This window comes from Mesorhizobium loti (assembly GCF_003148495.1).
Lineage (GTDB): Bacteria > Pseudomonadota > Alphaproteobacteria > Rhizobiales > Rhizobiaceae > Mesorhizobium > Mesorhizobium loti.
This window is the reverse complement of sequence record NZ_QGGH01000001.1, coordinates 75,340-99,382: the sequence shown is the minus strand read 5'-3', so window position 1 is coordinate 99,382 and position 24,043 is coordinate 75,340. Positions and strand designations below refer to the sequence as shown.

The 24,043-nt window shown below is 65.0% G+C and carries 24 protein-coding genes and 1 pseudogene; 18 read left to right on the top strand and 7 right to left on the bottom strand.

Annotation, left to right across the window (positions count from 1 at the left end; all coding sequences use genetic code 11):
• Window positions 1-2: 2 nt before the first annotated feature.
• From C8D77_RS00510 to C8D77_RS00485, 6 genes are all read left to right on the top strand, one after another.
• Window positions 3-1,613, top strand: coding sequence for an ABC transporter substrate-binding protein (locus C8D77_RS00510; protein ID WP_109658661.1), 1,611 nt, complete (start codon window positions 3-5; stop codon window positions 1,611-1,613).
• A gap of 129 nt (window positions 1,614-1,742) precedes the next feature.
• Window positions 1,743-2,723, top strand: coding sequence for an ABC transporter permease (locus C8D77_RS00505; RefSeq protein WP_109658660.1), 981 nt, complete (start codon window positions 1,743-1,745; stop codon window positions 2,721-2,723).
• Entirely contained in the window at window positions 2,720-3,550 is an 831-nt protein-coding gene (locus C8D77_RS00500; protein ID WP_109658659.1) for an ABC transporter permease, read from the top strand. Before C8D77_RS00505 ends, C8D77_RS00500 begins: the two co-directional genes overlap by 4 nt.
• Complete coding sequence (locus C8D77_RS00495) at window positions 3,547-4,344, top strand: ABC transporter ATP-binding protein (protein ID WP_170136640.1); 798 nt, start codon at window positions 3,547-3,549, stop codon at window positions 4,342-4,344. Before C8D77_RS00500 ends, C8D77_RS00495 begins: the two co-directional genes overlap by 4 nt.
• Complete coding sequence (locus C8D77_RS00490; RefSeq protein ID WP_109658658.1) at window positions 4,341-5,126, top strand: ABC transporter ATP-binding protein; 786 nt, start codon at window positions 4,341-4,343, stop codon at window positions 5,124-5,126. Before C8D77_RS00495 ends, C8D77_RS00490 begins: the two co-directional genes overlap by 4 nt.
• The gene (locus C8D77_RS00485) at window positions 5,123-5,626 is read left to right on the top strand and encodes an L-2-amino-thiazoline-4-carboxylic acid hydrolase (protein ID WP_109658657.1); all 504 of its coding nucleotides are present in this window, start codon (window positions 5,123-5,125) and stop codon (window positions 5,624-5,626) included. The genes C8D77_RS00490 and C8D77_RS00485 overlap by 4 nt, the downstream gene beginning before the upstream one ends.
• A 5-nt stretch (window positions 5,627-5,631) precedes the next feature.
• Here C8D77_RS00485 and C8D77_RS00480 read toward each other — a convergent pair whose 3' ends face one another.
• Window positions 5,632-6,414, bottom strand: a complete 783-nt coding sequence (locus C8D77_RS00480) for a DeoR/GlpR family DNA-binding transcription regulator (protein ID WP_109658656.1) — start codon at window positions 6,412-6,414, stop codon at window positions 5,632-5,634.
• 228 nt (window positions 6,415-6,642) lie between these two features.
• Between C8D77_RS00480 and C8D77_RS00475 the strand changes: the two genes are divergently transcribed.
• Window positions 6,643-7,425, top strand: a complete 783-nt coding sequence (locus C8D77_RS00475; protein ID WP_146211739.1) for a hypothetical protein — start codon at window positions 6,643-6,645, stop codon at window positions 7,423-7,425.
• A gap of 25 nt (window positions 7,426-7,450) precedes the next feature.
• Here the strand turns inward: C8D77_RS00475 and C8D77_RS00470 are convergent, their stop codons facing one another.
• Together C8D77_RS00470 and C8D77_RS00465 are read right to left on the bottom strand one after the other, a co-directional pair.
• Window positions 7,451-8,062, bottom strand: coding sequence for an NAD(P)-dependent oxidoreductase (locus C8D77_RS00470; protein WP_109658654.1), 612 nt, complete (start codon window positions 8,060-8,062; stop codon window positions 7,451-7,453).
• A gap of 43 nt (window positions 8,063-8,105) precedes the next feature.
• Window positions 8,106-8,744, bottom strand: a complete 639-nt coding sequence (locus tag C8D77_RS00465) for a DsbA family protein (protein WP_109661101.1) — start codon at window positions 8,742-8,744, stop codon at window positions 8,106-8,108.
• A gap of 132 nt (window positions 8,745-8,876) precedes the next feature.
• On the opposite strand from C8D77_RS00465, the gene C8D77_RS00460 reads away from it, so the two are divergent.
• Complete coding sequence (locus C8D77_RS00460) at window positions 8,877-9,794, top strand: LysR family transcriptional regulator (RefSeq protein ID WP_109658653.1); 918 nt, start codon at window positions 8,877-8,879, stop codon at window positions 9,792-9,794.
• 12 nt (window positions 9,795-9,806) lie between these two features.
• On the opposite strand, the gene C8D77_RS00455 is transcribed toward C8D77_RS00460, so the two are convergent.
• From C8D77_RS00455 to C8D77_RS00445, 3 genes and pseudogenes are all read right to left on the bottom strand, one after another.
• On the bottom strand, window positions 9,807-11,423 hold the full coding sequence (locus C8D77_RS00455; RefSeq protein WP_109658652.1) for a GMC family oxidoreductase: 1,617 nt from the start codon (window positions 11,421-11,423) through the stop codon (window positions 9,807-9,809).
• Window positions 11,420-11,899, bottom strand: a pseudogene (locus tag C8D77_RS00450) (FGGY-family carbohydrate kinase); the annotation flags it as partial. The gene C8D77_RS00455 and the pseudogene C8D77_RS00450, both read right to left, overlap by 4 nt.
• A 96-nt stretch (window positions 11,900-11,995) precedes the next feature.
• The gene (locus tag C8D77_RS00445; RefSeq protein WP_215732029.1) at window positions 11,996-13,600 is read right to left on the bottom strand and encodes an FAD-dependent oxidoreductase; all 1,605 of its coding nucleotides are present in this window, start codon (window positions 13,598-13,600) and stop codon (window positions 11,996-11,998) included.
• A gap of 149 nt (window positions 13,601-13,749) precedes the next feature.
• Between C8D77_RS00445 and C8D77_RS00440 the strand changes: the two genes are divergently transcribed.
• Genes C8D77_RS00440 through C8D77_RS00425 form a run of 4 tightly spaced genes read left to right on the top strand, consistent with a single transcriptional unit; the run spans window position 13,750 to window position 17,615 of the window.
• Window positions 13,750-14,286, top strand: a complete 537-nt coding sequence (locus tag C8D77_RS00440; protein ID WP_109658650.1) for a cupin domain-containing protein — start codon at window positions 13,750-13,752, stop codon at window positions 14,284-14,286.
• An 11-nt stretch (window positions 14,287-14,297) separates the two neighbouring features.
• Window positions 14,298-15,074 (top strand): aspartate dehydrogenase, encoded by a 777-nt coding sequence (locus tag C8D77_RS00435; protein ID WP_109658649.1) that lies wholly within the window; start codon window positions 14,298-14,300, stop codon window positions 15,072-15,074.
• Entirely contained in the window at window positions 15,074-15,886 is an 813-nt protein-coding gene (locus C8D77_RS00430) for an alpha/beta fold hydrolase (RefSeq protein ID WP_109658648.1), read from the top strand. Before C8D77_RS00435 ends, C8D77_RS00430 begins: the two co-directional genes overlap by 1 nt.
• Window positions 15,876-17,615, top strand: coding sequence for a cobalamin-dependent protein (locus tag C8D77_RS00425; RefSeq protein ID WP_109658647.1), 1,740 nt, complete (start codon window positions 15,876-15,878; stop codon window positions 17,613-17,615). Before C8D77_RS00430 ends, C8D77_RS00425 begins: the two co-directional genes overlap by 11 nt.
• Window positions 17,616-17,655: 40 nt before the next feature.
• Here C8D77_RS00425 and C8D77_RS00420 read toward each other — a convergent pair whose 3' ends face one another.
• Window positions 17,656-18,402, bottom strand: coding sequence for an SDR family oxidoreductase (locus C8D77_RS00420; RefSeq protein ID WP_109661099.1), 747 nt, complete (start codon window positions 18,400-18,402; stop codon window positions 17,656-17,658).
• 103 nt (window positions 18,403-18,505) lie between these two features.
• On the opposite strand from C8D77_RS00420, the gene C8D77_RS00415 reads away from it, so the two are divergent.
• The 6 genes from C8D77_RS00415 (at window position 18,506) to C8D77_RS00390 (ending at window position 23,964) form a co-directional block, all read left to right on the top strand.
• Window positions 18,506-19,477, top strand: a complete 972-nt coding sequence (locus C8D77_RS00415; protein WP_170136639.1) for a thiamine pyrophosphate-dependent dehydrogenase E1 component subunit alpha — start codon at window positions 18,506-18,508, stop codon at window positions 19,475-19,477.
• A gap of 1 nt (window position 19,478) precedes the next feature.
• Complete coding sequence (locus tag C8D77_RS00410; RefSeq protein ID WP_109658645.1) at window positions 19,479-20,453, top strand: alpha-ketoacid dehydrogenase subunit beta; 975 nt, start codon at window positions 19,479-19,481, stop codon at window positions 20,451-20,453.
• Between the two features lie 11 nt (window positions 20,454-20,464).
• Window positions 20,465-21,781, top strand: coding sequence for an acetoin dehydrogenase dihydrolipoyllysine-residue acetyltransferase subunit (locus tag C8D77_RS00405; RefSeq protein ID WP_146211738.1), 1,317 nt, complete (start codon window positions 20,465-20,467; stop codon window positions 21,779-21,781).
• A gap of 65 nt (window positions 21,782-21,846) precedes the next feature.
• Window positions 21,847-22,170, top strand: a complete 324-nt coding sequence (locus tag C8D77_RS00400; protein ID WP_109658643.1) for an NIPSNAP family protein — start codon at window positions 21,847-21,849, stop codon at window positions 22,168-22,170.
• A gap of 1 nt (window position 22,171) precedes the next feature.
• Entirely contained in the window at window positions 22,172-23,041 is an 870-nt protein-coding gene (locus tag C8D77_RS00395; protein WP_109658642.1) for a hypothetical protein, read from the top strand.
• Window positions 23,041-23,964, top strand: coding sequence for a 3-hydroxyacyl-CoA dehydrogenase NAD-binding domain-containing protein (locus C8D77_RS00390; RefSeq protein WP_109658641.1), 924 nt, complete (start codon window positions 23,041-23,043; stop codon window positions 23,962-23,964). Before C8D77_RS00395 ends, C8D77_RS00390 begins: the two co-directional genes overlap by 1 nt.
• Window positions 23,965-24,043 lie beyond the last annotated feature (79 nt).

Sequence of the window (24,043 nt, the reverse complement as noted above, 5' to 3'; positions counted from 1 at the left end):
TCATGTCAGGTTTCACGATTTCCAGACGCACGATGCTGGCAGGCTCGGCAATGCTGCTGGCCTCCACCGCCATGCCGACTTCGGGCTGGGCGCAGACGCCGAAGAAGGGCGGGCGCCTGGTGCTTGCCGCCGATTCCGAACCACGCAACCTCAATCCGGCGATCGTCGCCTCCAACGGCGTGTTCTTCATCTCCAGCAAGATCGTCGAAACGCTGGCCGAAGCCTCCTTCGACGGCAAGGACGGGCTCGTTCCACGGCTGGCGCTGAGTTGGGAGGGTGCTGCCGACGGGCTCTCAGTGACGTTCAAACTGCGCGACGGCGTCAAATGGCATGACGGCAAACCGTTCACCTCGGCCGACGTCGCCTTCTCGGCGCTGCAGATCTGGAAGCCGCTGCAGAATCTCGGCCGCACCGTGTTCAAGGATCTGGCCAGCGTCGACACCCCGGACGATCTCACCGCCGTGTTCAAGTTCGCCAAGCCGACGCCCTTCCAGCTGATCCGCAACGCGCTGCCGGCGCTAAGCAGCGTGGTGCCGAAGCACATCTACGAGGTGGGCAAGATCGAGGACAACCCGGCCAACAACGCGCCCATCGGCACCGGGCCGTTCAAATTCGGCGAGTACAAGGCCGGCCAGTATTACCGGCTGGCGAAGAACACGGATTACTGGAGCAAGGACGAGCCCTATCTCGACGAGATCATCTATCAGGTGCTGCCGGATCGCACGTCCGCGGCGAGCGCGCTGGAGGCTGAAGAGATCCAGCTCGCAGCCTTCTCCGCCGTGCCGCTGGCCGACCTCGACCGCATCTCGAAAGTGCCGGGCCTGAAGGTGATCTCCAAGGGCTATGAAGGGCTGACCTATCAGCTCGTCGTCGAGATCAACCATCGTCGCAAGGAACTGGCCGACGTGAAGGTGCGCCAGGCGATCGCGCACGCCATCGACAAGGATTTCGTCGTCAAGACGGTGTTCCTCGGCTATGCCGCGACAGCCACCGGTCCGGTGCCGAAGAACGATCCGCAATTCTACACGGCCGACGTGCCGACCTATGCCTTCGACGTCGCCAAGGCCAACGCGCTGCTCGACGAGGCCGGCTACAAGAAAGGTGCCGATGGCAACCGATTCTCGCTAAAACTGCTGCCGGCGCCCTATTTCAACGAGACCAAGCAGTTCGGCGACTATCTGCGCCAGGCGCTCGCCGCCATCGGCATCGACGCTCAGTTGGTCAACAACGACTCGGCCGCGCACATCAAGGCGGTCTACACCGACCATGCCTTCGACCTCGCGGTCGGCCCGCCGGTGTTCCGCGGCGACCCGGCGATCTCCACCACCATTCTGGTGCAGAGCGGCATTCCGGACGGCGTGCCGTTCTCCAACCAGGGCGGCTACAAGAACGACGCGCTCGATGCGCTGATCGCTAAGGCATCGGAGACGCTCGACACCACTGCCCGCACCGACCTCTACAAGGAGTTCCAGAAGGAGGTGGCCACCGACCTGCCGCTGATCAACGTCGCCGAATGGAGTTTTATCAGCGTTGCCCGCGACACGGTCGGCAACATCGCCAACAACCCGCGCTGGGCGGTGTCGAACTGGGCGGATACGTATCTGGCGGGTTGACCGCCAGACTTGCAGATCAGCGGTCCGGGTGCTCAGGTTCGACAATGAGAGTTCCTTCGCGCCCCCTCTTGTCCTGCCGGATAGCGGCATCGGCTTTGCCCTCCCCCTTGTGGGGAGGGTAAGGCGGCCATGACCCTGACCCTGCTCCGCCGTCGCCTCGTCGGCAGCATCTTCGTGCTGCTGACCGTCGTCATCGGCACCTTCCTGCTGCTCGAAGCGGCCCCGGGCGACGCGGTCGATGCCTATATCGTCTCGACCGGCGGCGACGCCGGCATGATCGAGCTGTTGCGCCATCGCTGGGGCCTCGACCAGTCGGAGCTGACGCGGCTGGCCAACTATCTCTGGGCTCTGTTGCATCTCGATCTCGGCCAGTCGGTGACGTTCTCCCGACCGATCCGCGACGTCATCCTCGAACGCCTGCCCAACACGCTGCTGTTGATGGTCAGCGCCACCGCGCTCTCCTTCGGGCTTGGTTCGGCACTCGGCATCTATGCCGGCGCGCGGCCAGGCAGTTTCCGCGATCGCTTCCTGTCGATCGGCTCGCTGGCGCTCTATGCCGTACCGGGTTTCTGGCTCGGCCTGGTGCTGATCGTCGTCTTTGCCGTCGACCTGCGCTGGCTGCCGATCGGCGGCATCGAAACCCTAGCCTCTGACAAGACCGGCCTTGATCGCGCAGCCGACATTGCCATCCATCTCGTCCTGCCCGTTTCCGCCCTCGGCTTCATCTATCTGGCGCTCTATCTGCGCATGATGCGCGCCGGCATGGCCGAGGTCTGGCGCCTGGATTTCGTGCTGGCCGCCCGTGCCAAGGGATTGTCACGCCGTCGCATCGTGCTAGCCCACGTCGCCCGCAACGCACTGCTGCCGCTGGTCACCATGCTCGGCCTGCAGTCTGCGCAGATGCTCGGCGGCAGCGTCGTCATCGAGAGCGTCTTTTCCGTACCCGGCCTCGGTCGACTGGCGCAGGAAGCGGTGGCCGCGCGGGACACCCCATTGCTGCTCGGGATTATTCTCACCAGCGCCGTCCTGGTCATTTTCATCAACCTTGCCGTCGACATTGCCTATGTCTTCCTCGATCCGCGCGTCGGCGCTAGCGAGGCTGACGCATGAGCCCGCTCCGCCGCTTTCTGCGCACGCCCGAGGCGTTCGCCGGCGCCATCCTCCTGGCGGCGCTGATCGCCATGGCGCTGTCGGCGTCATTGCTCTTCCCCGGCGATCCGCAGGCCATCGCCGGACCGGCAATGCTGCCGCCGTTCCAGGATTGGTCGCTGCCGCTCGGCACCGACCGGCTTGGCCGCAACGTGCTAGCCGAGCTCTTTCATGGCGCCCGCACATCGCTGGCCGTCGGGCTCACGGCTGCGGCCGCCGCACTTGTCGTCGGCGCGGTGGTCGGCACATTGGCCGGCTTTGCCGGCGGCATCGTCGACGAGGTGCTGATGCGCATCACCGACGCCTTCCAGACCGTGCCGAGCTTCCTGCTGGCGCTGGCCTTCGTCAGCGTCGTCGGACCGTCGCTCGGCATCGTCGTGATTGCCATCGCGCTCGGCACCTGGACCGGACCTGCCAGAGTGGCCCGCGCGGAAGTCCTCTCCATTCGCGAACGCGATTATGTCGCCGGGGCCAGGGTCATCGGCATGCACCCGCTGGCGATCGCCTTTCGCGAGGTGCTGCCCAATGCCTTGCCTCCGGTGCTGGCGATGTCATCGGTGATCGTCGCCGCCGCGATCCTCACCGAAGCGGCCTTGTCCTTCCTCGGCTTGGGAGATCCCAACCGGGTCACCTGGGGCGGCATGATCGCCGAAGGCCGCACTGTCCTGCGCACCGCACCCTTCCTGTCGATCGTCCCGGGCATAGCGCTGGTGCTGACCGTGCTCGGCGTCTATCTCGCCGGTGAAGGCATCGTCGAGACGACGGCGGTCAGGAGAGGCCTGTCGTGACCGCCCTGGCTACGATCCGCGACTTGACGGTGACCTACCGCCGCGACGGCGGCGAGGTGACGGCGCTGAAGGGTATCAACCTCGGCATCGCCAGTGGCGAACGCCTCGCCATCATCGGCGAAAGCGGTTCGGGCAAGAGCACGCTGGCGCTGGCCATTGCCGGGCTGTTGCCGGCGTCTTCGGCGGTCAGCGGAAGAATCGAGTGGCCCGGCCTTGCCCACGCGCCGCTCGGCGGTCGCGACATCGGCTTCGTCTTTCAGGACCCTTCCGCCAGCCTCGATCCTGTCATGACAGCCGGCAAACAAATCGCCGAAGTCGCGCGCACTCATCTCGGCCTCACATGGGCACAGGCGTTTGCGAAGGCAAAGCACCTGCTCGAGCGGGTCCGCCTGCCGGACCCGGACTCAGCCTTGCGCGCCTTCCCGCACCAGCTCTCCGGCGGCCAGAAGCAGCGTGTGGCGATCGCCGCAGCCATTGCGGCCGGTCCGAAATTGCTGATCGCCGACGAGGCGACCAGCGCGCTCGACACCATCGTGCAGGCTGAGATCGTTGCCTTGATCCGACGATTGGTGACCGAGGACGGCATGACGCTGCTGTTCATCAGCCATGACATTGCGCTGGCGGCCGAGCTTGCCGAGCGCATTGCCGTTTTCCGTCATGGCCAACTGGTCGAGCTTGGGACGACTGCGCAGATTGTCGGCGCCCCAACCCAGCCCTATACGCGCGCATTGCTCGACGCCCATATCGGCCTCGACGCAGAGCCATTGCTGAACCGAGCCGGGCTCCACGCATGAGCCTGCTGGCGGTGTCCAATCTCACCAAACGCTACCGTCGAGGCGACAAGACCATCGCAGCCGTCGACGATGTCTCTTTTCACATCGACCCCGGCGAAACGCTGGCGCTGGCCGGGCCCTCCGGTAGCGGCAAGTCGACGATCGCGCGGCTGGTGCTGCGATTGATCGAGCCGGACGCCGGACGCATCGACTTCGAAGGCGACGATTTCCTGGCCTTGCGCAGCGCAGCACTGCGAGCGCGACGCGCAAGCCTACAGATGGTGTTCCAGGACCCGTTGGCCGCCTTCAACCCGCGCGCCACGGTGGCGCGCGTGCTCGACGATCCCTTGCGCATTCATGGCATCGCCTCCCGCACCGAGCGCCCGCGCCGCATCGCCGCCTTGCTGGAGCGGGTCGGGCTGACGGCTGATCTCGCCCCGCGCGCCATTCACGAAATCTCCGGTGGCCAGCGACAGCGCGTCGCCATTGCCCGCGCCGTCGCGACGAAGCCGTCGCTGATCGTGCTCGACGAGGCGGTGTCGGCGCTCGACGTTTCCGTGCGCGGACAGATCCTCGACCTTTTGCTTGACCTGCAACGCCAGGAACGGATCGCCTATCTCTTCATTTCACATGATCTCGGCGTTATCAGGGCGATCGCCCACCGCGTCGTCCTTCTCGATGCCGGGCGGATTGCCGAGAGTGGCGATGCCTGCGCCGTCATCGACGCGCCGCAATCAGCCATCGGCAAGGCGCTGGTGGCGGCCGCACCGAGATTGAACCGGACCACACAAGACGCATCATGACCGACTCCGAAGCCAGAGCCGAGAAACTGTCGCGCGAACTCGATTCCGCTTTTCGCAACCGAGCCGATCTATACCGCCTGTTCCTCGAAGAACTGACCGGGAAGCTGGGCGCCAAACAGGCCGAGGCGATCATGATCCGCGCCATCGAACAGCGCGGCAAGGAAGTCGCGGCGGTCGCTTTCGCCAGCTTCGGCGCTAACGACGCTCGCGCGATCGGCGAGGCCTTCCTGGCGGTCAGCCCGGATGGCGGCCTGATGTATCCGGCCGATGTCGAACGCGGCGACGACCATATCGCCTTCAAGGTGAAACGCTGCCCGCTGAAAGACGCCTGGGTCGAGGCCGGCGTCGGAGATGAGAAACTCGCCACGCTCTGCCGCATTGCCGGCGCCTTCGACCGAGGCCTGTTCGAGGCGACCGGCGTGCGTTTCGACAATGTCACCTGGACTCCGGGCCATGGCTCCGGCTGTTGTCATATCGCGCTGACAAACCGGGATGCCTGATAGGCTCAGCCGCCGCCAAAGACGTGAAGTTCCGTTCCGCCCGCTTCAATGACGGCGCGCAGCGCCGGCTGCGGCTCGCGATCGGTGACGATGTCGGAAAGCTCGCCGAGGCCGCACACGCGCTCGAGGCTGTTGCGGCCGAACTTGTCGTTGGTCACCACCAGCGCTGTCGACAACGTTCGCGAGATCATCGCCCGCTTGACCGCCGCTGCTCCCGAGATCATGTCGCTGGGCCCATCCGCGGACAGGCTTGAGGCGCCGATGATGGCAATGTCGGCATTGTAGCGCCTGATGAATTCGACCGTATCCTCGCCGAACACGCTGGCTTCGCGGCTGTCATAGGTGCCGGGGCAGAGGACAACCCGGAAAGTCGGATTGGCGCCGGCTACCGAGGCCACCCCGATGGAGTTGGTGATGACGGTCAGGTCGCGCCTCAACTGCGAGAGATTGCGCGCCACCTCGTAGGTTGTCGAGCCTCCGTCGATCATCACGATCTGGCCTTTCTTGACCAGTCCGGCCGCGCCACGCCCGATCCGGGTACGCTCCTCGACCATGGTCTGGCTGCGCTCGGCAATCACCGGCTCGGATGTCACAAGCGAGATCGTTGCGCCACCATAGGTTCGGTTGAGCAGCCCCGCATCGCCAAGCTCGATAAGGTCGCGACGGATCGTCTCGCCGGCGACGCCAAGGCGTATGGCGAGCCTGGAGATACGGATCGAGGCCGACCGGCGCACTTCCGACAGGATGAGCTCATGCCGCTCCTTCTTCGACAGCCGGCTATGCTCCATGATCAATCCTCCGCGAGTCGAGGACATTAGAACAATTCCAGGAAAAGTGTGAAACGGTTTTCTGTCCGGAATTGTGTCAAAACAAAGAGTTAGAGCGATACGGGCACCGGTGCGGAAGGAGGGGGCCAAACCCGATATGGGCTGACAAGCGTGTTCATGGCTGGTCTGATGAAGACTTGGCGAATCGGAAGCCTTGTCGAATCGAAAGACGGCCGTCAGGAGAGCCCAATGCATGTCGTGACATTGTTGAAAGCGAACATGTTCGATGTCGAGATCGACGGCAAGCCCGCTTCGATCGCCGAGGCCTTGCCGGACTGGAACCCGCATGACCGTTTCGGCCTGGTGATCGACGACGCGCTTGGCGGCATCGGCGCGACCCATCTGCTGCAGATCGCCATCACCTCGTTCTACGACGTCAAGCCAAGCCGCCGCACCGAATTGACGGTCTATCCGGAAATCTATGCCTTCCACATCGGCAAGGGCTATGGCGCGCATGCGCCCTATGATTTCTGGCCGGCCCGGCGCGAAGTCATCACCTCGCGCGATCACCGTGAGGTGCTCGACGCCATCAATGATCGTGGCATCACCCGGCTTGCCGTCCCCGATCGCCAGCCACGAGAAGTCGTGCACCGGCCGAAGGAAGTCGACGCGGCGCTCGACCGGATCGTGTCGGCATTCGTCTACAGCCCGTCGGGCCGGGTTTCGGATCCCGACCTCGTCATTTCAGGCAACGACAGGCGAACTGAATACAACCCCAACAGCGCCTTGCGGCCCCGCTATACCGACAACCGGCCGGCTTCGGTTTCGACGGCAGCCAAGCCGGTCAAGGAAGTCGATCCGTCCTACCAGGAATGGCTGCGCAAGCGAGAGCACGACCTGACCAGCGAGGAACGCGCCTTTGTCGAACGCCGCCGCGAGGCGCTGAGACAGGACGGCCTCGTCACCGAGACCTACCGGCGCGCCGGCGTCCGCGAAGCGCTGATGCGGCTGGCGTCGGCCGGCCTCGATTGAGGCTCGGCCGCCACCACTCGCCCACTCAATAGCCGACGGTAAAGCGCTGCCTGATGTGGGCCGGCTTCTCGATCTCATCGACCATGACGATAGCGTAGTCCTCGAAGGAAATGCTGCTGCCCTTGTCCGAGGCGAGAAGCGTGTCCTTGCCGAGGCGGAATTTTCCGGTGCGTTCGCCCGGAACGAACATGGCGGATGGCGACAGGAACGTCCAATCGAGGTCGCCGACCGTCTTCAATCTGTCCAGGAAGTCGGCGCCCTTCTGCGCTTCGGCCTTGTAGATCGCCGGGAATTCGGGGGTATCGACCAGCCGCTTGCCGGGCGCGACTTCGAGACTGCCGGCGCCGCCGACGACGAGATAGCGCTTCACGCCGGAGGCCCGCACCGCGGCGATCAGCCTATCGGCATCGCTGTCCAGAAAATGCACCGCGCTGATCACGACATCATGGCCGCGCAGCAGGCCAGCCAGACCCTTCTCGTCGAAGAGATCGCCCTTCCTGGCCGTCACGCCCGGAAGCGAGACGATCTTTTCCGGGTTGCGCGCAATGCCGGTGACGGTATGGCCGCGATCGGAAAGTTCTCTGAGTAGGCGCGAACCGACAGCACCCGATGCACCAATGAGAGCGACTTTTGCCATGTCTGTTTCCTTATTCCTTGTTGGAGGTTTCTGGAGGACGGGATCACGCCGCCGCGATATGGGCAACGAGATTGTCGAAGCTGCCGAACAGTGCGTTGGAACCGATGAGCCGGGGGGCATCGTTGCGGATGACCGCCAGCGAAGGCACGCCATCGGCATGCAGGCGCTGGAACAGCGCACGGCCGCGGCCGACCAGCTCGCGGTGGGCCGTCAGCAATGTTTCGGTCGGCGCCTTAAGCATCTCGGCGGCGTCCGCCATGCCGGCGGCGGCGAGCACCTCGGCGACACCGCTGGTCGTCACGACATCGCTGCCGTCGACATAGCGTGCCCGCTGGATCGCCTTCAGCGCGGCAAGCCGGCGGCTGGGATCTTCCAGGCCAGCGGCGCTGATGCCGAGCGTGGCGGCATGCGAATCAAGCAGGGTCCCGCTGATATCGAGGACATTGTGCCGGTAGGCCGGCGTGAACACTTGTCCGGTCAGGCGCTCGATGCGCTGGTCGTTCGACCAGGCGTGGGCGGCAAAACCTTCATCCATCGAACGCGCGCCGGCACCAGAGAACAGGCCGGTCGGCAGCAGCTCGATGCGCACGCCGGTGGCCGACAGCCTGTCGAGCATCGGGGTGGCGCCATAGCACCAGCCGCAGAGTGGATCGAAAAGATAGGTCACTTCTGAATTGCTCATAATCGCTGCCATCCCTGGTCCGGCTGCTGGCCTCGTCGAATGCCTTGGCTCCTATGTGGCAGGCGGGGGTCTTGCGATAAATGGCGCCCAATAATACAAACTGTCTGATTCAATCAGACAAAGACTGTCACCTTGGCTGAACTTCTGAACCTCAATCGGCTGGCCTACTTCACCACGGTGATGGAAACCGGCTCGTTCACCGCGGCGGCGGACCGGCTTGGCGTCGCCAAGGCCGTGGTCAGCCATCAGATCGGTAAGCTCGAAGAGGAACTCGGCGCAACGCTGCTGCAGCGCACGACGCGGCGTGTCACACCGACCGAGGAGGGTCGCCTCTTCTATGACCGCGCGATGATCATCCTGCGGGAAGCGGAGGCGGCCTATGGCGAAATCTCGCGCGGAGGCGTCGAACCGAGCGGAACGCTGAGACTGACCGCGCCGCTCGACTACGGCACCAAGATGGTGGCTCCGGTCATGGCGGCCTATCTCAGAACCTATCCGCACATGCGCGTCGATGCCATATTCGATGACGCGGTCAGCAATCTGGTGGACGAGCAGATCGATCTCGGTATCCGTGTCGGCTGGCTCACCGACTCCTCGAACCAGGCGCGGCGCCTGGGTACGATCCGGCAGACCGTGGTGGCGAGCCCTGGCTTCGCGGCAAGCCTGCCGCCCGACGTGACGCCGCGCCAGGCAAGATCGCTGGCCTGGGTCGGCAACGCCCAGCTGCGCGGCATCGGCCAATGGCTGTTTTCCAGGGACAATGAGAGGGTGCTGACCGAGCTCAATCCAATCATCATGTGCGACAAGAGCCCGGCCGCCCTGGCTTGCGTGCTCGCCGGTATCGGGCTCGGCGTGTTTCCGGACTACAGCGTCAGCGACGATATCGCCGAAGGGCGGCTGGTACCGGTGTTTGCCGACTGGAGCTTGCCCACCGGCGGCATCCACGCCGTCTTTCCACCGGCCCGGTTCCGGCCCGCCAAGGTGCGCGCCTTCGTCGACCTGCTCGCGGCCGCGGAGAAAAGGCGATCGCGCGGCGTTGCCATGGCTTGAAGCCGATAGCGGTCAGCGGGCCTCTTGCAGGATCATCTCGGCTGCCTTCTCCGCGATCATGACGACCGGCGAGTTGGTGTTGCCCGAAACGATTGTCGGCATGATCGAGGCATCGACCACGCGCAGTCCGGCAAGCCCGTGAACACGCAGGCCATCGTCGACCACCGCCATGTTATCCGAACCCATCTTGCAGGTGCCGACGGGGTGGAAGATCGTCGTGCCGATATCGCCGGCCTTGCGGATGAGGTCTTCGTCGCTGTCATACTGCGTGCCGGGCAGCATTTCTTCGGGCGCAAAGCGCGCCACGGCGCGGGCCTTCATCAGACTGCGGACATGGCGCAACGAGGCGACGGCCACGGTGCGGTCTCCCTCGGTGGAAAGATAGTTCGGTCGGATCTTCGCCGCCTCCCGTGCATCGGATGAACCCATATGTACGGTGCCCCGGCTTTCCGGTCGTAGATTGCAGACCGACACTGTCACGGCTGGAAAGCGATGCAGCGGCTCGCCCAGCCGGTCGGTGCTCAGTGGCTGCACATGATATTCGAGGTCGGGCGTTGCAAGGCGCGGATCACTCCTGGCGAAGATGCCGAGCTGGCTTGGCGCCATCGACAGCGGCCCGCTGCGCTTGAGCGCGTATTCCAGCCCCATCGACGCACGGCTGACCAGATTGTGGTAGCGCTGGTTGAGCGTCGCGGCATTGGCGACCTTGAAGACGGTGCGGATCTGCAAATGGTCCTGCAGATTTTCACCGACGCCCGGCAAGGCGTGACGGACATCCACGCCAATGCTCGAAAGCAGGTCGGGGCGGCCGACGCCAGAGAGTTCGAGCAGCTTCGGCGAGTTGATGGCGCCGGCTGCAAGGATCGTCTGTCCAGCGCGAACCTGGTGCAGGCGGTCGCCTTGGCGGAAGACGAGTCCGATGACGCGCCGGCCATCGAATTCGAGCCGTTCAGTCTCCGCGCCGAGCACCACGCGCAGGTTTTTGCGCGCCGCTATGCCGCGCAGGAACGCCTTCGATGTGTTCCAGCGGACGCCCTTCTTCTGGTTGACCTCGAAATAGCCCGAGCCTTCATTGGTGCCGGTGTTGAAGTCGTCGGTGCGGGGGATGCCGAGTTCCTCGGCCGCGTCCCGGAAGGCGTCGAGGATCGGCCATGACAGCCGCTGCCGTTCGACCCGCCACTCGCCGCCGCTTCCGTGCATGGCGCTCTTGCCACCATGGAAGTCTTCCGATTTGAGGAAGTAGGGCAGGACATCGTCCCAGCCCCAGCCAGCATTGCCGGCCTGACGCCAGCCATCATAGTCGGCGGCCTGGCCGCGCATGTAGATCATGCCGTTGATCGATGAACAGCCGCCAAGCACCTTGCCGCGCGGATAGTTGAGGCTGCGTCCGTTGAGACCTGCTTCCGGCTCGGTCTTCATCATCCAGTCGGTGCGCGGGTTGCCCATGCAGAAGAGGTAGCCGATCGGGATATCGACCCAGTGATAGCGGTCGCTGCCGCCGGCCTCGAGCAGCAGCACATTGTTGCGCGGATCGGCCGAAAGCCGGTTGGCGAGCACGCAGCCGGCGGAGCCAGCACCGACGATGACGTAGTCGTAACTGCCGAACGGGGACGGTGAAGCTTCGGTCACGTGCGTGCCTGCTGTCCGGCGATGCGCTCCCGCATCGGGGTCATCGCCTGGTTGATCTCGCCGTACAGTCGATACCGCCGTGCATATGCGTCGGCAACTGCCTCGTCAGGCACAAAGTGTCGAGCGGCCGCTGTCACGGCGGCGGCACCGGCACTGTAGTCCGCGAAGATGCCGACGCCGGCGCCTGCAGCGATCGCCGCTCCCAGGGCTCCGGTTTCCCGGCTGCGTGCCACGGTAACGGGCACGCCCAGCACATCGGCGAATATCTGCGGCCAGACCGTGCTGCGCGAGCCGCCGCCAGACAGCACCACTTGGTCGAAATCGACGCCCGCTTTGTGCAAAGTCTCGACATGGCGCTTGTGCTCGAAGGCGACGCCCTCGAACCGCGCACGCAGCAGATGTGCTCGGCCGTGCCAGCCGGCGATACTGTGGAAGCCGGCTCGCGCGTGGCCATTCTGTTGCGCGTCATCGAGCCATGCCGCAGGGCCTGGATACGTCCTGCAGCTTTGGTTACGGGACATCAGCGGATCGTGGCGATGAGCGCGCTCCTTATGGTGCGCGAGGCCCCGCGATTACCGGTTTTGATGCAGGATCGTCTCGGCGGCGATGAAGCCCCATGTCAGATTGGGCCCCAGCGTCGTGCCGGCTCCTACGGCGCGGGTGCCGATGGGGTTGGCCATGGCAAGCCCGGCCGCATAGAGGCCGGGGATGATCGAACCGTCCGGCCTCAACACCTGCGCGCGCTCATTGGTGCGAGCGCCGCCCTTGGTGCCGAGGATCGAGCGATTGATCGTCATGCCGACATAGGGCGCTTTGTCGATCGGCTTCAGCCGATTCTCGGGGCCATGCGCCTTGTATGCCTCCCAACCGTTGTCGCCGCGTTGGAAGTCCGCATCGTGCCCCTTCGCGCAAAAGCCGTTCCAGCGGGCGATTGTCTCCTCAAGCGCCGCTGCCGGCAGTCCGAGCTTGGCGGCAAGGCCAGCGATCGTATCGGCCTTCTTGATCCAATCGCGCTCGTAGGAGGCATACCAGCGGAAAGGCAGCGACGTTTTCAGGAAACGATGATCGCCAACGAGATAGCAGGGCAGATGGATCGGCGCGCCGTCCGGCCCGCGCGCATCGATCGCCTCGCCGATGTTGAACGCGTTTTCGCTGACAAAGCGCTTTGCATCGCGATCGACGACGATCGAGTGCGGCTCGGCCTGGAAGGTCATCGGCAAGCCGTGCGATTTTCCCTGGTAGCGCGTCGGCAGGCAGGGATAGACGTTCGCCTGATCCATGCGGTCCAGCTGCGCGCCAACGGAAGCCGCAAGCTTCTGGCCGTCGCCCTCATTGCCGCGCGGACTGCCGATCCGGTCGAAGGCGCCGGGGAAGTGGCGCGCACGCATCTCGGCGTCCCATTCGAAGCCGCCGGTTGCGATCACGACGCCGCGACGCGCGACGATCTTCGTATGTTGGCCCTCGCTCTCCACTTCCGCGCCGGTGATGCGCGAGTCCGGGTCCTGGAGCAGGGTGACGGCACGCGTTCCCGGCTGAAATGTGACGCCGGCATCGAGGCAGCCCTTGATGAGCCCGGTCATGAGAGCCGTGCCCTGGCCGCCGGAATTCGTCAGCCATCGCCATAGAAGCTTCGGCCAGACCTTCAACCCGGCTCGGATAGGATGGTGATAAAGATCGAGGTCGACGATCTCCTGGTAGGTGAAACTGTGGGGAAGGGTTGAGCGGCGCAGGCTCCGTGCAAACTTGCCCAGGATACGGCGGCTGAGCGGCCTCGGCGAGAGCATGCGGCCGTAGAGCTTGCCGCCAGGCGCTTCGGCAAAGGGGTCCGGCTCGTTGATCAGGCGAAAATCGAGCGGCGTGTTGACGGACAGGAAGTGCAGCATGTCCGGAGCGGCCTTGGCGAACGCGCCCCAGAGCGTATCTTCCTTCTGCTCCCACCCTTCGGGCGCGACCGCGCGCAGATAGGCGAGCGCATCCTCGCGGCTGTCGGCGATGCCGGCTTCGGCCGCGACATGGTTGGCGGGTATCCAGACCCCGGCCCCGGACATGGCCGAGGTGCCGCCCAGCCATTCGCTCTTTTCGATGACAAGCACCTTGAGGCCGCCCTTGGCGGCCCGCAGCGCCGCCGAGCAGGCCGCCGATCCCGAACCGATCACCAGAACGTCGTACTCGCCCATCGGCATTCCCCTGCCATCATCATCACGGCACTATAGAGGCAGGAAATTTAATCTGTCTACTATTGTGTCGACACTTTTTGCGCTGTACCCTCTCTTGGTCAGCAGCGTGCCCCGCACGACCTTCGCAGCTCCTTTCGAGAGGCAGAGCCATGGACGACACCCGCCTTCAACCCGCGCCGACAGGCATCCATGTTTCCGGAACCGAAACGCGCGAAAGCTACTGGCAGCCGGTACCGGCAAACGGCCATATCGACGTCGCGCTCGCGCCGCACATCGTCGGCATGGAGCACCCCTTCGCACTGGGCACGCAATCGGTAGCGCCCGGCGGCTATGTTCGCGAACACACGCATGACCGCAACGAAGAGACGGTCTACGTCATCGAAGGCCATGGCCGCGCCGTCATCGACGGCAAGGAATATCCGCTGGAACCGGACAGCGTTGTGTTCCTGCCGAAGAATGTCCGTCACATGTTCATCAACGATGGCGATACGCGCCTTCGCTGGATCTGGTTGATCGTGCCGAACGGGCTTGAGGACTTCTTTCGCCTGATCGGCAAGCCGCGCAAGCCCGGCGACCGTGTGCCCTCCAATTTCCCGCGCCCGGAAAACGTCCTGGAAATCGAGCGCAAGACAGTGTTCGGGGCAGACCTCGCCGACAAGTTCGATCCTCTGAAACAGAACCCCTGAAGAAGCCTCGGATGGTGACGCTCGGCCTCATCGGCTTCGGCACGATCGCGCGCGAGATCGTCTCCGCTTTCCCGCAGGACTCATGTCGCTGGGTAGCGCTGACGCGCGAAGGCGCCCGCCCCGCAGTGCCGGCGAATGTCAGCGCTGTCACGCGGCTGGATGCGCTGATCGAGGCGCGCCCCAGGGCGGTGGTGGAGGCGGCAAGCCAGCAGGCAGTCGCCGCCTATGTGCCGGCGCTTCTCGACGCCGGCATCCCGACCATGATCGCTTCGATCGGTGCGTTCTCCGATCCGATACTTGCCGCCCGATTGACCGATGCTTCGCGCAACAGCGGCGCGCGCTTGATCCTGCCGTCAGGCGCGTTGGGCGGCCTCGACTATCTCAGGGCGATAGCGGCCCTTCCCGAGGCGCGGGTGCGCTACACCTCGCGCAAGCCGCAGGCAGCCTGGAGAGCCGAGCTTGCCGCCCTTGGCCTGTCAGCCGAGCACGAAGCAGTATCGCTCTTCGAGGGCACGCCCGCGCAAGCGGCAAAACTCTATCCGAAAAACCTCAACGCCGCCTTCGCCGTGGCGCTCGCGGCAGGCATCGACAAGGTCACCGTTAGCGTGGTTGCCGATCCGAGAGCCACCGGCAACACGCATGAAATCGAGGTCGAGAGCTCCGCCGGCAGCGCTTCCTTCCGCCTCGTCAACGCGCCCTCGCCCGGCAATCCCAAGACTTCGGCGCTGACCGCGCTCAGCCTCGTCGCGGCGCTTGGCGAGTTGCTCGACAGGGAGGGCCGCAACTGATGCCCTTCTTCACCGCCGCCGATGGCTGCCGCATCCACTACGAGACATCAGGCGGCCATGGCCCGCGCCTCATCCTCATCCCGGGGCTCGGCGGTGACGGAAGATTCTGGGCTGGTGTGGTACGCCTGCTCGAGGCCGACCATCGCATCATCGTCACCGACCATCGCGGCGCCGGCCGCAGCGATCGCCCGGAAAGCCCCTGCTCCATTCCCCTGATCGCCAGCGACATTGCCGGCCTCCTGGTGCAGACGGGCGGGCCCGCCCATATTGTCGGGCATTCCACCGGTGGCGCCATCGCGCAGGTGCTGGCGCTCGATCATGCGGAACTCGGCCTGAGCTATACGATCAGTAGTTCCTGGGCGCGCGCCGACAGCCGTTTCCGCACGCTCTTCAGCGCCCGCGCCGAGCTGCTGGAGGCCGGCCTAGCCGAGACCTACCAGCGCCTAGGCCATGTGCTCTGCCACGAGCCGTCCTACCTTGATACCAACGCCGGGCAGCTTGAAGCTGCCGTCACCGCCGCCCCCCGCACCCTGGCGCCGTTGACGGTGAGCGCCGCGCGCGTGCGCATGCTGCTCGACCACGACCGCCTTGACGATCTGCAGCGCATCGACGCCCCGGTCCAGGTGATTGCGGCCGCCGGCGATATCCTGACGCCATCAGCCCTTTCAGAGGCGATCGCCGCTGCGATACCGGGTGCCCGGTTTGTTTCAGTTCCCGGTGCGCATTTTCATCCCCTCGCCGACCCCGAAGGTTTTGCCGCCATCATTCGTCGTTTCATTGCCAAGGCCGACAGCAAACATCATGACCGCTGAAATCGCCCCCGCACTCATCGACCCGCGCCTCAAGCCTGGCGCCTACCTCCTCGCCGAAGGACGCACCATGGCGCGCGACTGGTGCCTCGGCAGCTGCCGCTTCCTTACCGAGACCGGGATGCCGTCCGAGGCCGCGTGGAAGCGCAAGGCGGCGGCCGAAAAGCGCGTCATGCAGCACGCCCATATCGGCTTCAGAAGCGTCGATCGCACCGTGGCGGCGATCGGCGAGGTGCATGAGCAATGCCGCAAGGCAGGCGTAACGGTCGACCGTTTCGGCATCACTCTCGACTGGTCGATGGGTTATCCCCAGGCCATGCGCGCCAAGGCTGCGCGCGGCACCGGCATCGTGCTCACCGGCCCCGAGGATTTCGCGCGCATCACCAATGCCGCGCCGGCCGCCGCTCATTTCGGCGACTTCATGCTCGGCCTGCCGGGCGCGGTGGAAAACACCCGCGCCGCCATCGCCGCCGGGGCAACGGCCATCGGCAATCTGGGACAGTATTTCACCTTCCGGCTGCCCTATTGGGACGATGATGTGGCGACCACCGAAGCGACCGTCACCGCGCTCGGCCTGATTGCCGCGCAGGAGGCCGAAATCCTTGTCCATTCCAATCTCGACGACGGCTTCGCCGGGCTGTTCATCGACATGGCCTGCGCGCTCGGCATGGTGCTGGTCGAAAAGCACATCGTCGAGGATCTGATCGGCGCGCGGCTCGGCCATTGCTACGGCCACCACTTCAGCGATCCGCTGTCGCGCGCTGCTTTCCATTCCGCGCTGGTGCGGGTCAGCGACACGCCGGGCACCATGATCTTCGGCAACACCGTTTCCTATCAGTCGACCCCGGCGGGCAACTACGCCAGCCTGGCAAGTTATCTCCTGGCCGACATTCTCGCCGTTGGGCGATGGCCCTCCGGCCATGCGATCAATCCGGTGCCGGTGACCGAGAACCAGCGCATTCCCGATGTCGATGAGATCATCGATGCGCAGACCTTCGCACACCGGCTCACGCTGCACGCACCGTTCTACGATCCGGTCTTCGACTGGACCAAGGTGGAGGCAATGGCCGATGTGCTGGTCGAAGGCGGGCGCCGTTTTGCCGATGCCGTCATGAAGGGGCTGGCCGAGCGCGGGGTGGATACCGAAGACCCGGCCGCGCTGATGTTCGCCATCCGCCGCATGGGGCCGAAACGCATGGAGGCGCTGTTCGGCCCGGGCGCGGACGGCATGCGCGGGCGCACGCCGCTGATCCATGCCGAATGGGCACGCGAGCTCAACCACAAGGCCGTCGCCTGGGTCGCAACGCAAAAGCCGCTGGAAAGCCCTAAACCCCTAACCGTCTGCATCGGCACCACCGACGTGCATGAGCACGGCAAATACCTCGTCGAACAGGCGCTCGAAGGTCTGGGCATCGTCATCGCCGATGCCGGTGTGGCTGTCGACCCGGAAACGCTCGTCGCCCGCGCCGCCGAAACAGGGGCCGATGCCATCGCGGTCAGCACCTACAACGGCGTGGCGCTGCGTTATGCACAGGCCGTGAAAGCGGCGATGGCGGCACGCGGACTTGCCTTGCCGGTGCTCATCGGCGGACGATTGAACGAAGTGCCCAAGGAGTCCAATTCGGGCCTGCCTGTCGACGTGACCAAGGATATAGCGGACCTTGGCTGCCTGCCCTGCGCCGATCTCGACGAGATGCTGAGTGCCCTGCGTTCCATCCGGCCTGTTGCCTGAAGCGGCAGGCTTCGTTTTCCGCCATCGACTGGCGCGCGCCTCACCAGGCGCTCATGCCGCCGTCGACCGTCAGGATCGAGCCGGTGGCGAAAGAAGATTCGTCGCTGGCGAGCCACAGGATTGCATTTGCGATTTCAGTCGGTTGCGCGACGCGATTCATCGGCGAACGCGCATTCAATGCCGCGACAAACCCCTGAGGGTCGGGATGAGTTTCCAGCATGGTTTCGAAATAGCTCGACCAGGTAACACCCGGCGCCACGGCGTTGACGCGGATCTTGTCTGCAACATGGTCAAGCGCCATGGCACGCGTCAGCGCCGCGACGCCGCCTTTGGAGGCGACATAGGCCGCCCGATCGGCAAGTCCGACATGGGCCACGTTGGAGGCGGTGTTCACGATCACCCCGCCACCACCCGCGGCCATGACAGGAATGACGTATTTGGAGCAGAGAAAGACGCCCTTGAGGTTCACGGCCATGAGCGCGTCCCAATCCGCCGCCGCAGTGGTGACGACCGAGCCGCGTATGCCGTAGCCGGCATTGTTGACCAGGATGTCCACCCGGCCGAATGCCTCTTGCGCGCGGCGCACCATCGTCGCCACGGAGGCTTCGTCCGAGACGTCCGCCTCAAAGGCCAGCGCTCCGGTCCTGTCGGCCACCTCGCTGGCCCGCGCGCCGTCGCGGTCGACGACCAGAACGCGCGCGCCCTCCTTCACAAACAGTTCCGCGACGGCTGCGCCGATACCGGCGCCGGCGCCGGTGACGATGGCCGCCTTGCCCTTCAAACGCATGATCGATCCCCTTTTCACAAACTTGTTTTGCCCTATCTTGCAGAAGCGCTTGCAAAGTGTCGACACTTTTGTATTTAATTTCGGCACGAACTCGGGGATACCAGTGAAAAACACTCCTTCCGTCGAACAACATCTGGAAATCTATCGCCGGATGCTGCTGGTGCGGCATCTGGAAGAGGGGCTTGGAGCGCTTCACAAGGAGGGACGCACGCGCGGCCCGATCCATCGCTGCGATGGCCAGGAAGCCGTCGGTGTCGCCGCGACCGCCGTGCTGGAGGCGGGCGACAAGGTTGCCACCACCCATCGCGGCCACGCGGTCTATATCGGCAAGGGCATGGCCGTGCACCCCGTGGTGGCCGAGATCTTCGGTCGGGCCACCGGTGCCTGCGGCGGGCGCGCCGGCCACATGCTGGTGGCCGATGCCGAAAAGGGCGTGATCGGCGGCAACGCCATTGTCGGCGCGGGCATTCCGGCCGCCACCGGCATGGCGCTGTCGATGCAGATCCTCGGCACCGGCAATGTCGCCATGTGCGTTTTCGGCGACGGCGCCGCGCAGACCGGCATCTGCCACGAGGCCATGAACATGGCCGGGCTGTGGAAGCTGCCGGTCGTCTTCGTGCTCGAACACAACCAGTTCGGCCTGACCGTTCCCTCAGAAGTCCAGTCGCCGGTCGAGGATCTGTCGATCCGCGCCGCCGGCTATGCGATGCCCGCCGAAATCGTCGACGGCAATGACGCGGTGGCCGTCTACCGCGCCGTGTCGACCATGGTCGAGCGTGCCCGGCGTGGCGAGGGTCCCGGCATGGTCGAATGCAAGACCTACCGCATCGAGGGTTTTTCCACCTCCGACATGGGCGGCTACCAGAAGCCGGAGGACATTGCGGCCTGGAAGGCGCGTGACCCTCTGCTGGTCTCGCGCAAGGCGCTCTTGGGCGACGTCGGCGAGGCGAAACTTGCCGGGATCGAGGCCGCGGCCAAGGCCGAGGTAGACGAGGCATTCGCGGCCGCCCTCTCCGACCCGATGCCCGAATTCTCGCTCGACGAAGCCTGCAACCCCTACAGCGAGGCGCACTGACATGGCCATGATGCGGTACGCCGAAGCGCTCAATGCAGCACTGCGCGAAGAGATGCAGGCCGACCCTTCCGTGTTCGTTTTCGGCGAGGACATCGGCCGCTATGGCGGCGTCTTCAAGGTGACGAAAGGGCTGATGGAGGAATTCGGCGAAACGCGGGTGCGCGACACGCCGATCTCCGAACAGGCGCTGACCGCCATGGCGGTGACCGCCGCCATGACCGGTACCCGTCCGGTGCTTGAAATCATGTATGCGGATTTCGTGCCGCTGACGCTCGATGCGCTGGTCAACCAGGCCTCGATCTACAACTATATCTGGAACGGCCAGGTGAAGATGCCGTTCGTGCTGCGCACGCAGGGCGGCGGCGGCGCCGGTGCGGGCGCACAGCACTCCAAGTCGCTCGATTCCATGCTTGCCCACATACCCGGCATCAAGGTCGTCGCGCCTTCGACGCCGGCCGATGCCAAGGGCATGCTGAAGGCCGCGATCCGCGACGACCAGCCGGTCGTCTTCCTTGAGCACAAGCTGCTCTACAACACCCGCGGCGAGGTGCCGGAAGGCGATGTGATCGTGCCTCTCGGCAAGGCGGCAACCCTGCGCGAGGGCAGCGATATCTCGATATTCGCCACCTCCAAGATGGTGGTCGAGGCCCTGAAAGCCGCCGACCTTCTCGCAGCAGACGGTGTTTCAGCCGAAATCGTCGACCTCCGGTCGCTGCGCCCGCTCGATGTCAACGCCATCGTCGCCTCGATCGCGAAAACGCACCATGCCGTGGTGGTCAACGAGGGCTGGCGCTTCTGCGGCTACGCCGCCGAGCTCTCGGCAACGATCATGGACCACGCCTTCGACGAATTGGACGCGCCTGTCGCGCGCGTCACGCTGCCGGATATGCCGATCCCCTATTCCGAACCGCTGGAAACGGCGATGCTGCCAAGTGCCGAGAAGATCCGCACGGCCGCGCTGAAGACGCTGAAGTGACGGAGGCGGCGATGGCGACCCATCCGATCAGCATCGACAGCGCCGGCGGCGAATATATGGAAACCGTGCTGGTGATCGGCTGGGCGGTGAAATCAGGAGATGCGGTCAAGGCCGGCGATCTTCTCGTCACCGTCGAGACGGCCAAGGCCGCAACCGAAATCGAAGCCGACCGCGACGGCTGGCTGGCGGAAATCTTCTTCGCCGAGGGACAGGAAGCGCCGGTGGGCGCGGTGCTCGGCACGATCGCGGATGAGAAACCGATAGTTGGCGGGAAGCCGATCGCTGGCCAATCCGCTTCGACAGCGCCGACCACGGCGACAGCTGTGGAATCCAATCCGCGCGAGCCTGTGGCCAGCGAAGCGCCTTCCTCCATCCGGCCGCCCGGCAGCCGTGCAGTCGCAAGCCCGCTGGCCCGGCGGCTTGCCGCCGCGGCTGGGCTCGACCTTGCCGCCATTTCGGGAAGCGGCCCGCATGGGCGCATCAAGAAGCGCGACATCGATTCCATCCTGGCCGCCCGCTCGAACGAACATGACGGCGCGGTCCTGCGAACGCCGGCTGCAGCCCAGGCATCGCCTGTTGCCGCGCCGACGCTGGCCCGGCAGACGGTGCCGGTAGTCCTCATCCACGGCTTCGGGGCGGATCGCTCGGTGTGGCGGCAGGTCGTGCCCTTGCTCGGGCCGGGGATCGAGACGATCAGCCTCGACCTGCCCGGCCATGGTGCGGAAGCGGCAAGACCCGCAAGCAGCATCGAGGAGATCGCCTTCCTCCTCTCCGACCGGCTGGAGGATATGGGCGTCGGCAATGCCCATCTCGTTGGCCATTCCCTCGGCGGTGCGGCGGCTCTCGCGCTCGCCCGACTTGGCCGTCTTACGGTGCGCTCTGTCACGCTCCTTGCCCCTGGCGGGCTTGGCCCCGAGATCAATGCCGGCTTCATTGCCGGTCTCGCCCGCGCGACCACGGTGCAGGCCCTGGAGCGGTGGCTGACGGTGATGGTCGGCGACCCATCGGCCTTGCCGGTCGGCTATGCGCAGGCCGCGCTCAGGCAGATGGAAAAGATCGGCAATCGCGACGCGCTCGCTGCGATGGCCGAAAGCCTGTTCCCGGACGGCACGCAGGGTTTCGATCTCGCGGGCGCGCTTGCCGAGCTCGCCGTACCGACGCGGTTCATCTGGGGCAGGCTCGACCGCGTCATCCCGGTCGCTCATGCAGTCCGCGCGCCAGGCTTCACTGCTGTTCATCTTCTCGATGGCGTCGGCCATGTACCGCAGATTGAAGCACCGGCGCTCACAGCCCGGCTGATCACCGAGACGGTGCGAAGCGCCGGCTGAGCCGACAAGACCATCACGCCGGCGCCGAAGGCACCGGATACAGAACGCCAGAAGGAGTGCTCGATATGATTTTCGACCATCGCACCTATACCGCCCGCCCGAACAAGCTGTCGCATTTCCTGAAACTCTATGAAGACGTCGGCCTGCCGATGCAGCAGCATTATCTGGGCGAGCCCTTCGGCTTTTTCCAGACGCACATCGGCGACCTGTCGCGCACCGTGCATCTGTGGAAATATGAAAGCCTGGCCGACCGGGAGGACCGGCGCGACCGCATGGAGGCCGATCCCGAATGGCAGGCGTATCGGCGCAAGGTGATCGAGACCGACTATCTTCTCGACATGCGCAACCAGATCCTCAAACCCGTCTCCTTCTTCAATCCCGGAAAGTAAGATGGACCTGATCTTCTCGGCTGAAGGGCGCAGCTGGCCGCTGCGCCTGACCGGCGATGCCGAGCGCACGCGCCGTGCGCTGCTTTTGGCCCTGCCCATGCGTCTGCAGCTTCACACGCCCAAAATCGCTGGCAGCCATATCTATTGGCATGCTCCCATCGTCGAGGATATCGAGGGTGCTACGCATGTGCTTTCCGCGACCGCCGGCGCCTTCATCTACTGGCCGGTGCGGCAGTTCCTCGAAATCACCTTCGCGCCGCTCCAGGCGGAAAATGCCGAGATCACCGTTCTCGGCCATCTCGACGCGCCGGTGGAAGGCATTGCCGAGCTTGCCGCGACACTGAAGCGGGACCAGGGCCGCCGCATTCTGGAAGGCACGCTAGGCCGGTCGGATGGCAGCGTGTCCGAGCCATCGCCGCCGTCGCCATTGCCGCAGGATATCATCGCCGCGCGCAAGGCGCTGTGGGCGTCCTGTCCCGCCGACATCAGCCGGGTCACCGCGTCACGCGCCATCATGCACCCGGCAGGTCCCGTCTTCACCGCGGAGTCGGAAGCGCGGGTGCTGCACGAATTCCTGTGGTGGGTCCGCGCCGAGCGCGGCAGGAAGGACGAATTGGTGCTGCGCCAGGCGGCAGCAATCGCACTCGACAAGACCGCGACCCGGCTGCGCGACTTCTGCCACATGGAGGAAACGCCGGCCCTGCTTTTCCGCCTCAAGGCGGCGATGGACGATCGATATCCTTTCGACGCCCTGATCGACGAGGCAATCCTGGTTACCGGACGGATCGGCGCCTGGCTCGATCTCCTCATCCCGTGGAATGACCTCAACGAGGCCTTCCGCGCAGCGCTTGACGGAAGGAAGGCCGGGTGATGCAAAAACTGACCATCGGCATTGTCGGTTTCGGCGTGATCGGGCAGCGCTGGACGGCTTGCTTTGCCCATGCCGGCCACGCGGTGCGCGTGTTCGATCCGACAGAGCGGCGCGAAGCGTCTTTCAATGAGGTGCTGCCTGCACTCATGGCCGACCTCGATGCGTTGAAAGGATCCTCGCACGCGCCCGGCGCGATCCATCTTTTTCCGACGCTCGCCGAGACGCTCCAAGGCGTCGATTTCGTGCAGGAGAACGGTCCGGAAGACCTGGCCCTCAAGCGCCGGCTGCTGGCCGAAATCGAAGACCATATCGGCGACGAGGTCGTGATCGCTTCATCCTCCTCGGCCCTGCTGGTGTCCGACATGCAGGGCGAGTGCCGCCAGCCCGGCCGCGTCGTGCTCGGTCATCCCTTCAATCCGGCGCATCTGATGCCGCTGGTCGAGATCGTCGGCGGCAAGGCGTCCGATCCGCAGGCGATCGCCCGGGCACACGCCATCTATGATGCCATCGGCAAGAAGCCGGTGACGCTCAACCGTGAAGTGACCGGTCACATCGCCTTGCGCCTGATGGGCGCCATGTGGCGCGAGGCGATCGCGCTGGTGCGCGACGGCGTCGCCTCGGTCGAGGACGTGGATCGTGCCTTCATGTATGGGCCGGGCGCGAAATGGACGCTGCAAGGTTCGTTCATTTCCAACAGCCTCAATGCCGATGGCATCGAGGACTTCCTGCGCAAATATGGCCCGACCTATCAGGCGATCTGGGACACGCTGCTCGACGCAAAGCTCGACAACGAGACCATCCGCGCGATCACGGTTTCGACAAATGCGGCGGTGGGCGGGCGCAGCCAGGAAGACCTGAAAGCCGCGCGCGAAGCTGGCCTCGTCGGCATTTTGAAAACGGTGGCCGCACACGGCGCGCTCTAACTCTTTGTTTTGACGCAATTCCGGACGGAAAACCGTTTCACACTTTTCCTGGAATTGCTCTGATCATCACGGTTCAGGA